The sequence below is a fragment of the Pseudonocardia sp. D17 genome (genome assembly GCF_036984265.1).
Lineage (GTDB): Bacteria > Actinomycetota > Actinomycetes > Mycobacteriales > Pseudonocardiaceae > Pseudonocardia > Pseudonocardia benzenivorans.
Genome location: NZ_BPRG01000054.1, coordinates 34,952 through 48,461 on the forward strand (window position 1 = coordinate 34,952; position 13,510 = coordinate 48,461).

Below are 13,510 nucleotides of genomic sequence, written 5' to 3' on the forward strand. Positions count from 1 at the left end.
CGGCCACGTCGCCGACGGCGCGATGATCGCGACAACGGTAGCGAAGGTGATCGCGTTTACCACGAGCTGGTCGTCACTCGTTCGAGTGGCCCGGTCACAGGCCGTCGAGACGCCTGATTAATGTCCGCTGTGAGTACGCGCACGTGCTGGGGGGCGAATGGCGGCCGACGAGATCTCCGACGAGCAGGTCGAGCAGCTCTACGAGGTGTTCCTGCAGTTCACGGAGTCCATGACTCCCCACGACGCGGTCAAGAACCTGCGCCTGTTCGGTGCGGACGAGTCGGTGATCGAGCGAGTGCGCGAGAAGCACGAGGCGGAGAGCATCCGGGTTCGTGAGCTCGACGAGCCGCCCTCGGTGTTCCTGCACGGGCGCCCCACCTGGTACACGGGCCCCGACATGGACAAGGACAAGAACTGGCCGGCGCTGGTCGAGTCCATGCGCAAGAAGGGCTTCGGCGAGAAGAACATCGAGTCGGTCGACGAGTCCTCGACCAAGGTCGTGGCCCTGCTCGACCACCCGAAACAGGACGAGTTCCAGACCAAGGGCCTGGTCGTCGGTTTCGTCCAGTCCGGTAAGACCACCAACTTCACCGCTGTGATGGCCAAGGCCGCCGACCGCGGCTACAAGCTGTTCATAGTGCTGTCGGGTATCCACAACACCCTTCGACGGCAGACCCAGATTCGTCTGGTCAAGGACCTCGTCGACGCCAACCCGGGCCAGTGGCACCAGGTCACCAGCGAGACCAGGGACTTCGTTCCGCCGCCGAACCCCAAGGCGTTCTTCGCGGCGAAGGGCCAGTGCCTGCTTCTGGTGGTCAAGAAGAACGCCGCGGTGCTGCGCAAGTTGAGCAAGTGGCTCGGCTCGGCCGGTGAGTACCTCGACAAATGCCCGACGTTGATCATCGACGACGAGGCCGACCAGTCCACGGTCGCCACCACGAAGATCAACCCGCTGCTCTACGATGTCTTGAGCAAGTTCCCGCAGGTCGGCTATGTCGGCTACACCGCGACGCCGTTCGCGAACCTGCTCATCGACCCCTCGGTGGCCGACGACTTCTACCCTCGGGACTTCATCGTCAACCTGCCCCAGCCCGAGGGCTACCACGGCACCGAGGTCCTCTTCGGACGCGATCTCCTCGACGGCGAGGATCCCGAGGACCTTCCCGGCGGCTGGGACATGATCCGCGAGGTGCCGGAGGACGAGGTCCCCGACCTCAAGCCGAAGAACAAGAAGGAAGCCGCGTACTTCGAGCCCGGAATGACTCAATCGCTGCGGGCCGCGGTGGAGTGGTTCTGGCTGGCCACGGCGGCTCGTCGCGCACGGGGCGGCGGTAACCCCCATTCGACGATGCTCGTGCACACGACCACCGAGACGCTGGTGCACGAGGCGTTCAAGGAGCCGCTGCTCGGACTGCGCTCCCGCACACTGCGTCGACTCGACGCAGGCGACACTGCGTATGTGGAGCGGCTGCGGTCGATGTGGGACGAGGAGACCGCACGGGTGCCGGCCGAGGACTTCGGCGAGACGAAGGTGCCCTTCGACGCGGTCCTCGACGAGCTACGCGACGTCGTCCGGGACACCCGCGTCGTCATCGACAACTACCGCAGCAACGACCGGCTCAACTACGAGGCCGGCCCCGTCACCGCGATCGCGGTCGGCGGCAACACCCTGTCCCGTGGTCTCACGCTCGAGGGCCTGATCTCGAGCCTGTTCGTGCGCGCAGTGTCCGCCTACGACACATTGCTGCAGATGGGCCGCTGGTTCGGGTACCGGAACCACTACGCGGACCTGCCCCGGATCTGGATGACCGACGAGCTCGCAGGCTGGTTCAAGCACCTGGCCACGGTCGAGGCGGACATGCGCCAGGACATCAACCGTTACATGACGTCGAACGAGACTCCGTTGACCTTCGCCGTCCGGCTGCGTTCGCACCCGAAGATGAGCATCACGTCGAAGGCGAAGATGACCAGCGCCGTCCTGGCGCACGCCGCCTACGGCGGACAGCTGGTGGAGTCGCGGTTCTTCGACGTGTCCGACACCGGACGCGAGTGGCTGGCGCGCAATGCCTCGGCGGCGCGGGAGCTCGTGGCGGCCGCGGCCAAGGAGGGCGTCGCCGACGACCGCGTCCGTGATCAGACCGCGCTGTTCACCGACGTCCCCTATGACGACGTCCTGGACTTCCTGAACGGCTATGAGTTCCACAAGGACTCGTCAGACGGTGACCGCGACCGCCTGGTCAGCTACATCACCAAGCGGGTCAAGGCCGGTGCGCTCCGCCGCTGGAGCGTGGCGGTGATCGGCAACGGCCGCAACGAGACCGAGGCGCGTGATCTCGGGGGCGGGGTGTCGGTCCGAATGGTCAAGCGCGCCCGGCTCGGCCAGAGGGACACGCCGCCGGGGCCGGTGGCGGACATCAAGACCCTGAGCAGCCGACGGGACGAGGCCATCGACCTCGACCTCGACGGCCCGGTCCCGGCGAAGCGCGAGGAGATTCTGCGGCTGCGGCAGAAGCAGCGCCCGGACCAGGGCCTGTTGTTGATCTATCCGATCGAGCCGGAGTCCGATACCGGCGACAAGGTCGGCCGCCGCCCGCTCGACGCCCCGACCGACGACGTCGTCATCGGCGTGTCGATCCTGTTTCCCGAGCCCCGGCCCGGCAGCAAGGACTCCGACGTCGAGTACTGGAGCGCGGACCTGTCCAACGTCGAGGTCGAGGTGGAGGACGACTCGGTCCTGGAGCAGGACGACGAGGCTGCCTAATGCTGGTGTCAAGCGGCGCGTGCTCGGTAGTCGGGGTTGAACTCGGTTCGGGTGCGCAGCATGGCGTGCACGACGTTGACCCGGCGGCGGCCCAGTGCGATGAGTGCCTGGTGGTGTCGTTTCCCTTCGGCGCGTTTGCGCCGGTAGAAGGTTTTCGACAGTGGGTCGTGTTGGATCGCGCGGAACGCGGATTGGTAGAAGACGCGTTTGAGGGCCTTGTTCCCTGCGTGGGAGCGGCGCAGGAAGTGCATCTTCCCGGACTGCTGCAAAACCGGTGCCAATCCGGCGGCGGGGGCAAGGGCGTCGGCGGTGGGGAACCGGTGCAGGCCGCCTGCCTCGGCGAGGAACTCCGCGGTCAGGGCGACCCCCATCGCGGGCAGGCTGCGGATGAGGGCCCCGTCAGGGTGGTCGTCGATGGCCTGACCGATCTCGGTATCGAGCTCGACGAGCCGCTCACGGGCGCGCAGCGCCTCGCCGGCGAGTTCGCGGACGAGTCTGGCGGCGGTGTTCTCCCCGGCCACCACGGTTTGTTGAAGGTGTGCGGAGTCGGGTGCGGCGCGGACGAGCCGGTCGATCTGGGGACGCCGCAGCCTACTGGCCTGGGCCATGTGAGCCCGCAATCCGTCCTCTCCGGCAGCGCGGATCTCGGCCGCGGTGACTGGTCCTGTGAGCAGCCACATCCCGGTCTTGGTGGTCGGGTCCACGGCGGCTTCCAGTCCGGGGTGGACGCTGGTGAGCAGGTCACGCAGCGTGCTGATGCGTCGGATCTGGCCGACGACCAGTTCGCGGCGGCGCCCGACCAGCAGCCGCAGCACCGCGTCCGGCTCGGACTGGGCCTGCACCGGGCGGAGCTGGCCGCGGGGGTCGTCGCTGCTGGCGCGCAGCCGGATCTGGTCGGCGATGACCTTCGCGTCGGCGGGGTCGGACTTGCGTTCCCTGCCGACGGGTGGCTCGTCGGGAGCGGTTGATCAGCAGCCCGGGTGTGTGGACCACGGCGGCGCCGTGGTCGAGCAGCATCGCGGTCAGCAGCCCGGCGATCCCGCCGAGCACGTCGATGCCGTAGGTGACGGTGGAGTCGGGCCCATGCTCGGCGGCGAGCTGTCCGACCTCGTCGATCATGGCGGTGATCGCGGTCGGGTCGTTGGCGACCTTGTGACTGGCCAGCTGCTTTCCGGTGGCCGTGTCGACCACGCTCATCCAGTGCAGGTGTTTGGCCACATCGATGCCCACGGCCAGTGGCATCCAGAGTCCTTTCTTCCGTTCTTGGTCGCGCGGTCTCGTTCCGCCGTCCTCGCCCTACATAGCGATGAGTCGCAGTGCCTGATCAGCGTCAGAACAAGACGGTGGGGCGAGGGGCCAAGCCTCCAAAGCCATCGCGGGCAGCAAGCATGAAAACCATCCTCGCTCCACCCGCACTGCCACATCCTGGCCGAGAACGACCCGGACGAGGAGTACATCTGGAAGGTGGGGCGGCATGAGCGTCGACGGCGGCCGGCTCCAGAGCCTGTGGACCGCGGTGGCCACACAACCGGCTACGAAGGCGTTCCGCACCACCGGAGTCGGCGTCGAGTGTGCGCGCGGCCCCCTCCTCGCCGCGGTCGACCGGTCCGATCGCCGTGCGCTGCTCATCCCGGTCCTCGCCAAGCAGACGCTCAAGGAGGATCTCGACGGACGCGCCGTCGTCCTCCGCAAGCGGTCGCTGGAGGACGAACACAGCTACCGGACCTACGCGTGCCTCGAGCTCGTCGACCCGGCCCAGGACGACCTGTTCACGGCCCTCTGCGTCGAGGTCGTCGAGCGGGTGGCCGCGCATCCGGACAAGGCCGTCGCCGCGTTGAAGAAGGTGTTGTCCGACTGGAAGGCGCTGCTCGCCGGTGCGCGCGAGGCGCTGTCGCCCTCGGCCCTGGCCGGGTTGTTCGGTGAGCTCCAGGTGCTGCGCGAGATGCTCGGTCACGACCCGGGCGCGGTGGCCTTCTGGACGGGACCGGAGCGGGCGGCGCAGGACTTCCACCGCGGGCTCGACGCGATCGAGGTGAAGACCACCGTCGCAGCCGAGGGACGGAAGATCCGGATCAACGGCAGCGGGCAGCTCGACCTGGCGACGCCGGGCCGACTTGTGCTCAGGTGGTTCCGACTAGGCACGGGTGGCGGTGTTTCGGTGCCCGCGCTCGTCGACGAGATCGTCCAGCTGGCCGACGATCCGCCCGGCTTCCGCAAGCTGCTCCTCGACTACGGCTATCAGGAGCGCGAGCGGGAGATCTACGCACGACGCCTGTTCGAGATCCTCGAGCACCGCGCCTACGAGGTCGGCGTCGACTTCCCGCGGATCGTCGGCGCGAGCTTCACCGCGGGGGCTGTGCCGGCAGGCGTCGACGACGTCGACTACGTGGTCGATCTGGACAGCGCGCCCGCGATGGCGTCCCTGCTCGACGACGCGGCGCTGACCGAGTTCATGGAGCAGTCGTGACGGCGCCGCAGTGGTGGTCGCAGCCCTTCCCGCCGACCGGTGCGATCGCGTCCGAGGGCATCCGCAACCAGCTCGGGCGACCACCGGTCGACCCGCTGACCGTCTTCGTCCGGGAGACCGCGCAGAACTCGTGGGACGCCCGACTGCCGGGTCTGCCCACGACCTACCGGCTGGAGCTGACCACCGTCTCGCCGACGCACCGGCCTGCGTGGGAGCGGCTGTTGACCCCGCCTCCGCCGACCCAGCCGTTCCTCGGTGTCGGTAGGGCTGTGGGCACCCCGAACCTGCGGCTGCTCTCGGTCGTCGACCGGGGCACCAAGGGCCTCGGCGGGCCGACCCGGGCCGACGAGCTTGCAGACGATCGACGTGACTGGGTCTCATTCGTGCTCAACGTGGGGGAGAAGCGCGACACGTTCCAGGGAGGCGGCACCTACGGCTACGGCAAGGCCGTCCTCTACCGGCTGTCCAAGGTCGGCACGATCCTGGTCTACACGCGCACCGAGGTCCCCGGGCAGGGGCCGACCTCCCGCCTGATCGGGATCGCGCTGGGGGACTCCTACGACAGCCGGCAGAGGGCCGACGCGGAAGCCCGGCCCTACACGGGCAGGCACTGGTGGGGCGACGTCCAGGGCGAGCACGTCGAGCCGCTGGTCGGCGCCGAGGCCGACGGCGTCGCACGCATGCTCGGACTGCGCCCCTTCGCCGACCACGAGTCCGGCACCACGCTCACCGTGCTGGATCCCGACCTCGAGGACTTCGCCGACGACATCGACGCGGCCGCGCGGCACCTGGCCGACACCATCGCCTGGCAGATGTGGCCGATCATGCTGCCGGAGCGTGGCGACCGGCGTCTGACCCCAGAGGTCGTCGCCGGTGGTCGGACGTTCGAGGTGCCTGACCCTGCCAGGACGTATCCGCTGCGGATGTTCGTCTCGGCCTACCGACGGTTGCCGACGGAGCGGGCGATGACGCTGGAGTGCAAGAGCCCCCGCAAGCCGCTCGGGCGGTTCGCCCTCGAGCGGGCGGTGGTCGTGCCGATGTCACCCGACTCGGTCACCCAGGCCGCCGAGTACGCCGGGGTCGGGGGCGACCCGCACCACGTCTGCCTGATGCGGTCCCCCGAGCTGGTGGTCCGCTACCACGAGGGCCCCGTGCCCGGATCGGTGAACAAGGCCTACGCCGGGGTGTTCCGCGCCGACGACGAGCTCGACGACATCTACGCCGCGGCCGAACCTCCGACGCACGACCAGTGGGTGCACGAGCAGCTCACCGGGCACGCGAAGACCTTCGTCCGGGTCACCTTCACGCGACTCCGCGAGCAGCTGTCCGCATTCCGGGCCCCGGCCGCCACCGCGACCACCACGTCGAGCGGTGTCGCACTGGGTGCCGCGAGCAACTTCCTCGGCGGTCTCGTCGCCGCAGCCTTCGCCGAGCCTGACAGCCCGGCCACCGGCGGCGGTTCCGGCGGTGGACGAGGCGGTGTCGGCGGTTCTGCCGGCGGAGGTCGACCGGGCCGTCCCTCTCCGGTTCCCCGTGAGCGGGTCCGCGTGGCCGCGGTCGGCGAACCTCGTGTCGAGGACCGGGACGGGTCGGTCGTCGTGGCTCAACGCTTCGCGGTCAGTGGTCCGGGGCCGATTCGTCTCGACGCGCGCCTCGCCGTCGCAACCTGGGAGGGCCGCGAGGAGGAGGCACCGGCTGGGGCCCCTCGACCGAGGGTCCGTTGTTGGGTGACGCCAACGGGCGAGCGGCGGGGCGACGTCTGCGTCGTCGACAGCCCCGCCGAGGTGGACCTGCTCGTCGACCCCGTGCCGGACACCGTGACCGACATCGGGGTGGTCGGCGCCACCGTCGGGGAGGACGCCACATGAGCCGCGCGTTCCCGTTCATCCGCCCGCCGGGCGACGTCGTCGTGGCGGGTCCGTGGTCGCGCGCTGCTGCCGACGGCACCGAGGAACTCCCGCGCGAGCTGCCGGAATGGGACTACGACACCGTCCTCTCCGTCCGGCGACCGGTGCAGGTCGACGGCCTGCGAGCCCGGCAGCTCAGCGGGCTCGCCGAGGACGCCGAGCTCGACCTCACCGTGCGCTGGGCGTCGTCGAGCTCCGCGCTGCGAGGCCGAGCCTGGCGCGCGCCGGTACCGGCCCGGGACGGAACAGAGCTCGACGTCGAGTTCGAACTCGACGGCGACGAGCTCGGCGGTGTCCTCGAGCTCGACACCGTGCTGACCTTGCGGCGCGCGACCCCCGGAGCTTCCCCGGCAGCCGCCCGCCGTCCGGGCAGCGTGCTGTGGAACGACAGGTTCTCGATCCTGCTGCAGGGCGACGCGGTCCTGTTCCCTCTGGCGATCGCCGACTTCCACGACCTCCCCTACCCGACAAAGGCGGGCTGGTACCTCGAGGTCGGCGAGGATCTCGAGGCCGCCGCGCTCGGGTCGATCCTCCTGCTCGCCAACGAGCGACGCGAGGTCGTGGTCAACGCGCTCGCGGCCGCAGGGTCTCCCACGGACGCCGACAGGCGGGTCCTCTCCGCGTTGCGAACGGACGTCCAGCGCGCCCTGATCGAACGGGCCCTGACCCACGAGGACTTCGCCGACGACGTCGAGTACCCGACCGGGTCGCTGGGCGCCCTGCTTGCAGCGGTGCTGCGCACGACCTTCCCGGCCTTCGGCCTGGAGGCGCTGCGCCGCGAGCGGCTCTCCGAACCGGCCCTGTTCAGCAGCCGCATCCAGGACGCGACCGACCTTCTGGCGGCGCCATGACCAGCGTGCTCTATCCACGTCTGCTCGACCGGGCCGCGCGCGAGCTGCACCAGCAGTACATGCGATCGACCCTCGAACAGCTGCAGGACCGTGCCGCGTTCGGACACAGGTCGGCTGTGTTCGCCGCAACGGGCGGGCGACGGGTCACCGAGGATGAGCTCCAGGATCTGCGGGACCGGATCGTCAAGGCCGCCGAGTACGCAGGCTTCCCCGGCGAGGGCAGGCGCGCGGACCGTGCCAACTTCGACCTGGAGGTCGCGCAGCTGCTTCATGAGCGGTCCGGGCTGGTGGCGGCCGAGGCCTCGGTGCGGTCGATCTGGGCCTTCCTGGCCCTGGTGCTGTTGCCGGACATCTCCTACTGGCGCTACCCGCGCCCCCCGGCCGACCGGGTCATGGGCACCGACATCACTCGGCACGTATGGGGCCGGCTGTGGTGGCGAGCCCACCTCCTGGCGTTGCCGCAGCAGGTGGACCGCTACCGCCTCCTCGACGCCTTCGGCGAGGCCGCATTCGACCAGATCTTCGCCCGCCGGCGTTCGCTGGGCGGGAGCCGGGCGCTGGTCCGCGCGCTGGCCGAAGCCTGGCCCGTCATCGAGCGCGGCGGAGTCAACGACCGCCAACTGCTCCGCGACGTTCTCAAGCGGCTCCTGCGCACGAGCGCGGTGGTGGAGTTCGAGGCGCTCGACGAGGACGAACTTCGGCGACAGGTCGCCCAGGCCGCGACCGAGTCCGTGGCCGTCCTCGGCGGCGAGGACGGACCGTCGGCTGGGCGACGGCACGCTCAGGACGACGAGTGACGTCGTACGACCTTCTCGACCGAGTCGACCACCGCGACCGGTTCCTCGTGCTCCCAGAACCGCAGCACCGTCCAGCCGAGTTCGCGAAGGTGCGCGTCCGTCTCGCGGTCCCGCTCGCTGTTCTTCCGGAGCTTCGCCACCCACCAGTCCCGGTTCGCCCGCGGGATGCTGGTGTGTACCGGGCAGGAGTGCCAGAAGCAGCCGTCCACGAAGACCGCGATCTTGAGGCGCGTGAACACCATGTCCGCCCGGCGTCGCGGCATGCCGGGAAGCGGCGCGTCCACGCGGTAACGCAGACCCCGTCGATGAGCCTCGCGACGGATGAGCATCTCCGGCTCGGTGTCCCGCCGGCGTGCTCGACTCATGCGCACGGATACGCCGGGACTCGACGGAACCGGCCTGTCCGTCATCGCCTCGTGCCCTCCGTGCCCGTCCGTTCACCGCTGTGCGACGCCACCCTACGGAGCGGACGCGGACACGCCGGCGCCACGCACGGAATCTGTCGGTGTGGACCTTTAGGTTGTCGACCATGACCCGCCGTCTGCGCTTGGTGGATCTCTTCGCCGGATGTGGCGGACTGACCAGGGGTTTTCTCGACGTCAACCTCGATCCTGACGTCCCCGCCGAGTACCATGTCATAGCTGCCGTCGAGGCCGACCGGACGGCTGCCGCCACCTACGCAGCCAACTTCGGCCGCGACCACCTGTACCCGATCAAGATCGAGGACTGGCACCGCGACGAGATCCCGAGCGCAGACGTCGTCATCGGTGGGCCGCCTTGCCAAGGATTCTCCAACCTCGGCCGGCGCGACCCCTCCGACCCGCGCAATGCGCTCTGGCGCGAGTACGCCCGAACACTCGAGCGCATCCAGCCCGACTACTTCGTCATCGAGAATGTCGCCGCCTTCTTCCGCTCCCCGCAATGGGACCTCCTGCAGGCCGAGGTCGAGAACGGCACACTCACCGACTACTGCCTCCAGCCGTACATCCTGAACGCAGCCGAGTTCGGGGTCCCACAGATACGGAAGCGCGCCGTCGTCATCGGCCGACACCGCGAGATGTGCCCCGTCCCAGATCCGGTGGGCGCGCTCGCGGGCAAACCTCATTTGTTTGAAGCGGTCGGCGAGGCTCTCGCTGACTTGCCTGCGTACGTGGCGTCGGACGCCATCGAGCTCCCGGACGACCGCTTCGAGTTCGACGGCACCGAGTTCCCCGGCGCCTTCAAGACGTCTCAGCTGCACCTGACGCGAAGGATGACGGACCTGTCGCGGAAGCGGATCGCCGCCATCCCGCGCGGTGGCAACCGAATGGACATCCCCGACGAACTCCTGCCCGACTGTTGGCGCAAGCACAAGACCGGCTCGATGGACGTCATGGGCCGGCTCAGGGAGAACCGACCGTCCGTCACCATCCGTACCGAATTCATGAAGCCGGAGAAGGGCCGTTATCTCCACCCGACCCAGCCGCGTCCCTTGACGCACGCCGAAGCCGCGCTCCTGCAAACCTTTCCGCTCGACTTCCAGTGGTGCGGCTCCAAGGTGGCCATCGCCCGTCAGATCGGCAACGCCGTCCCTGTTCGCCTCGCCCAGGCGCTGGGTAGCGCTATCGGACGGATGTACGGCTGACCGGGTTTGAAAGCCGCGGAGCCGATCATCTGCGCCACGTTGCGGGTTTCGGACTTTCGCTACCTGATCGAGGCGGCGCCGCTTTCCGCTTGCCGGAGGCGTGCGGTCTCCGGCCGGTCCTCGTCGACGCAGCGGCGGACAGAATGACGAACCATCTGAATCGGATCCCAGAGGATGACCACAAGAATACTGGGCGACGATCCGCGAGACCGTGAACTCGCGGCCTCCGCCCTTCGGAGTGTGTTCGCGTCGTACGTTGAGACGGGAACGATCGAAGTCGCGGATCGGCCGGCCTCAGACGTGGTCGCGGAGTTCTTCTCTCGTATCCGTGAAGACCTCCGGCCGTCGACGCCATTGACGGAAGCGGACGGGGGCGATGAAGCAGTAGCGGTTGAATCCGAGGCTCGGCCACGGGTGAATTTCGCTCCTACGTTGGACCACCGTTCTGCCCTTCTCGCGCAGGCTGACTCTGCGTTTTCAGGGGGGAATCATGAGATCGCCGTAGTGCTATGGGCCACCTGGGTCGAACACAACGTCAACAGTGTCTTTCTCCAGCAGTGTCGCAGATTGGACGTCTCGGATGAGAGCGCTCGGACGCTCCTCCGCAGTGTCGGCCTGCGAGTCAAGCTCACAGCGCTCTGGGAGCTCGCGAGCCTGCCGCCCCTCGGCAAAGAGGCCGTAGGTCAAATTGATCAGCTTTCATCCCTCAGGAACTCGTTCGTGCACTACAAGTGGCCTGAATGGGAAAGAGGTGACCCCGATGGGGGTCAACAATTTCACAGAATAAGAGCCGGCATGGAATCGATCACCCAAAAGCTCGCAGAAGTAGAAGAGGAAGCGTTCTGGCTGGGAAGAAGGAACGAGATTATGTCAGCTTTTGACAGCTTTCACCTGGATCGCACGCGAAGCAGTTGATGCCGTGTACGGCAAGGCCGGCTCCTATACGACGGCCTGCGCGTTCGACGCGCAGAATCACCGCGAGGTCGTCGGGTCGGTCGGACAAGGATTTCGGGTCGCTGCCGGGATTCGCCCTGGCCGTCCAGGCGGAGCGGACTGTTGGGGTCCTCGGACCTATGAAGTCGCTGGTTGCGAGATTGACACACCGCAGGCGGAGGTCACACCGCGGCGCGGGCAGGGCCGACCAGCCTGGGCAGGAGGCCGGTGACGCCCACCAGGCGTAGAGGCCGGGCGGACGGGGCCTGCGTCCGGACATCGTGGGTGTTGACCGGGTTGGCCGGCGACCCTCGACGACGGTGTCCAGGCCGGTAACCCGATGCCATGTCGACACTCTGTCGGGCGGGCTCAGGCACGCAGCGGACGTTCGTCAGTCATCGTCAGTGCACCCATCAACAGCGACGGACGGCGAGGACCAGCCAAGCCTTTCACTGCAGGTCGGCGCGAGCGCAGGTCGGGTCGCCGCACGCGGGCGCGACCTACCGATTCGGTCCGCTCGAACAGGGAGTCGGAACTGCGAGCGGTCCTCGCCCCCGACGCTCTATACGGTCCGCGGTAGCCGCCGATCGGCGGATCACGGCGGAGGTGGTTCGGGCTGCTCGGACGTCGGTGGCGGGGGGCTGCGCCGCCTCCGGTTGCGACGCAACCGCCGGAAGGTCTCGCGTTGCCGCTCGGCGAGAACGGGCGGGCGCCACGATCGCTCGGCGGGGCGGGCTGCTGCCTCGACCTCCACGCGCATCCGGTCGACCGCGGTCAGGAGGGCTCCGTGTTGCTCCCAGGCGGCCGGATCGGTGTGCGGGTCGACGAGCAGCAGCGTGCTGAGACGGTCGCGGCGCCGCCGCAGCTCCTCGAGGTGGGCCTCGAGCCCGAGGGCGTCGCGCGGGACCGGCCGGGTCGTCGAGGCATAGGACCCGACCGTGCGTACCGCGTCGGCCACGGTGTCGAGGAACGCGGCGAGTGCGGTGCGTACGTCGTCGTCGTACGCGGTGGTCTCCTCCTCGGCCGGGACGAAGTAGGTCCTGTCCAGTAGGGCGCGGCACAGCTCACGCACCGCCAGGTAGGTGCGGTCCAGACCGGTGAGCGCGGTCCGCAGCCGCGGCTGCTCCTGCCGGATGCGAGCCGCCCGCGGGTTCAGCCGGGTGCTCTCCTCGGCCCGGGCGAGGTTGCGGTCGGCCAGCGCCACCTCACGGCCCAACGCCCGGGCGTCGTCGAGCCAACGGTCGGCGTCGGCCCGGGACCAGGGGCTGCGCAGGGCCGTGGCCAGGGCGTCGGTGAAGCGGGCCATCCGATCGGCCAGCTCACCCAACGCCTCCCCGGCCGGCTGCAGGTACAGCGGTGGGGCGATCACCACGTTGACCAGCACACCGGCCGCGGCGCCGATGAGGGTCTCGTAGATCCTGCTGCCGGCGACGGCGGGTGCGCCTCCGACGGCGAGTACGAGCATCGCGCTGATGGGCAGTTCGAGCAGGTGCGGCCCGAGGCGGAGCAGGCCACCGAGCAGCAGCGAGACGGCGACCACCCCGGCGAGGCTCCACCAGGTCAACCCGACGAAATGGGCCACGGCGACGGCGACCAGCACACCGGCGAGCACGCTCGCCACGCGTTGCACACTCTGGGTGACGGTCTGGTACATCGTCACCTGGACCACGAGCAGCGCGGTCAGGGGCGCGAGCACCGGCCCGGTGCTGGTGCCGATCCAGTCGGCCACGACGTAGGCCAGGGTCGCGGCGATCGTCGTCTTCGCCAGGCGCAGCCCGGGCCTGCCGACGCGCCGCACGAGCTCGTCGTAACGGGGCCGGCGACCTCGGACGAACGACGCCACCGTCGCCCTGCGCCCGGCGATCACGGACCGGCCCGTCGACGAGCACGCGCTCGCACCGCGCGGCGACGATCGCGCCGGCCCAGCCCGCCCCGACGAACGGCAGCCCGGCCCGGACCGCGGCGAGGGAAGGGCCTGCTGCGCTCTCCCCGCCCGGGCAGGTCGCGGACCCGCCCTCGGCGCAGTGTCACCGTGGCGGCCTCACCGGCGGGCGAACCCGCCGCCGAGCACCAACACGAGGACCAGGCAGGGCAGACCACGACGTCCACGGCCGTGATTGTCATGCCTCGCCCGTCGCGCTGCAGCCGGGACGATCCGCCCGCCCGCCCG

10 protein-coding genes and 1 pseudogene are annotated in these 13,510 nt (G+C 69.2%); 7 read left to right on the plus strand and 4 right to left on the minus strand.

The genetic code is table 11. The annotated features are described in order from the left end of the window. Positions 1–157 precede the first annotated feature (157 nt). Positions 158–2,761 carry a Z1 domain-containing protein gene (locus tag PSD17_RS11975; RefSeq protein ID WP_339122669.1) on the plus strand — a complete coding sequence of 868 codons (2,604 nt, stop codon included), beginning with the start codon at positions 158–160 and terminating at the stop codon, positions 2,759–2,761. 8 nt (positions 2,762–2,769) lie between these two features. On the opposite strand, the gene PSD17_RS11980 is transcribed toward PSD17_RS11975, so the two are convergent. Then, the gene (locus PSD17_RS11980; RefSeq protein WP_339122705.1) at positions 2,770–3,663 is read right to left on the minus strand and encodes a transposase; all 894 of its coding nucleotides are present in this window, start codon (positions 3,661–3,663) and stop codon (positions 2,770–2,772) included. A 46-nt stretch (positions 3,664–3,709) separates the two neighbouring features. Then, a pseudogene (locus tag PSD17_RS11985) lies at positions 3,710–4,003 on the minus strand (IS110 family transposase); the annotation flags it as partial. Positions 4,004–4,235: 232 nt separating this feature from the next. On the opposite strand from PSD17_RS11985, the gene PSD17_RS11990 reads away from it, so the two are divergent. The 4 genes from PSD17_RS11990 to PSD17_RS12005 are packed head-to-tail and all read left to right on the plus strand — an operon-like array spanning position 4,236 to position 8,783. After that, entirely contained in the window at positions 4,236–5,228 is a 993-nt protein-coding gene (locus tag PSD17_RS11990; RefSeq protein WP_339122670.1) for a PD-(D/E)XK motif protein, read from the plus strand. Continuing rightward, complete coding sequence (locus PSD17_RS11995; protein WP_339122671.1) at positions 5,225–7,096, plus strand: hypothetical protein; 1,872 nt, start codon at positions 5,225–5,227, stop codon at positions 7,094–7,096. The genes PSD17_RS11990 and PSD17_RS11995 overlap by 4 nt, the downstream gene beginning before the upstream one ends. Continuing rightward, a complete protein-coding gene (locus PSD17_RS12000) occupies positions 7,093–7,986 on the plus strand; it encodes a hypothetical protein (protein WP_339122672.1) in 894 nt (297 codons plus the stop codon). The genes PSD17_RS11995 and PSD17_RS12000 overlap by 4 nt, the downstream gene beginning before the upstream one ends. Further along, positions 7,983–8,783 (plus strand): DUF6339 family protein, encoded by an 801-nt coding sequence (locus PSD17_RS12005; RefSeq protein ID WP_339122673.1) that lies wholly within the window; start codon positions 7,983–7,985, stop codon positions 8,781–8,783. Before PSD17_RS12000 ends, PSD17_RS12005 begins: the two co-directional genes overlap by 4 nt. On the opposite strand, the gene PSD17_RS12010 is transcribed toward PSD17_RS12005, so the two are convergent. Continuing rightward, a complete protein-coding gene (locus PSD17_RS12010; RefSeq protein ID WP_339122674.1) occupies positions 8,768–9,193 on the minus strand; it encodes a very short patch repair endonuclease in 426 nt (141 codons plus the stop codon). The two genes, PSD17_RS12005 and PSD17_RS12010, sit on opposite strands and share 16 nt — an antisense overlap. A gap of 119 nt (positions 9,194–9,312) precedes the next feature. Here PSD17_RS12010 and PSD17_RS12015 point away from each other — a divergent pair, with 119 nt between their 5' ends. Together PSD17_RS12015 and PSD17_RS12020 are read left to right on the plus strand one after the other, a co-directional pair. After that, a complete protein-coding gene (locus tag PSD17_RS12015; protein ID WP_339122675.1) occupies positions 9,313–10,407 on the plus strand; it encodes a DNA cytosine methyltransferase in 1,095 nt (364 codons plus the stop codon). 174 nt (positions 10,408–10,581) lie between these two features. Further along, positions 10,582–11,322, plus strand: coding sequence for a hypothetical protein (locus PSD17_RS12020; protein ID WP_339122676.1), 741 nt, complete (start codon positions 10,582–10,584; stop codon positions 11,320–11,322). Between the two features lie 613 nt (positions 11,323–11,935). On the opposite strand, the gene PSD17_RS12025 is transcribed toward PSD17_RS12020, so the two are convergent. After that, positions 11,936–13,207: an FUSC family protein gene (locus PSD17_RS12025; protein WP_339122677.1), complete on the minus strand. Its 1,272-nt coding sequence runs from the start codon at positions 13,205–13,207 to the stop codon at positions 11,936–11,938. Between the last annotated feature and the right edge of the window lie 303 nt (positions 13,208–13,510).

Coding starts and splice junctions, on each gene's coding strand:
- PSD17_RS12020 (WP_339122676.1), top strand. CDS start 10,582: ATGACCACAAGAATACTGGGCGACGATCCGCGAGACCGTGAACTCGCG.
- PSD17_RS11990 (WP_339122670.1), top strand. CDS start 4,236: ATGAGCGTCGACGGCGGCCGGCTCCAGAGCCTGTGGACCGCGGTGGCC.
- PSD17_RS12005 (WP_339122673.1), top strand. CDS start 7,983: ATGACCAGCGTGCTCTATCCACGTCTGCTCGACCGGGCCGCGCGCGAG.
- PSD17_RS12015 (WP_339122675.1), top strand. CDS start 9,313: ATGACCCGCCGTCTGCGCTTGGTGGATCTCTTCGCCGGATGTGGCGGA.
- PSD17_RS12010 (WP_339122674.1), bottom strand. CDS start 9,193: ATGACGGACAGGCCGGTTCCGTCGAGTCCCGGCGTATCCGTGCGCATG.
- PSD17_RS11975 (WP_339122669.1), top strand. CDS start 158: ATGGCGGCCGACGAGATCTCCGACGAGCAGGTCGAGCAGCTCTACGAG.
- PSD17_RS12000 (WP_339122672.1), top strand. CDS start 7,093: ATGAGCCGCGCGTTCCCGTTCATCCGCCCGCCGGGCGACGTCGTCGTG.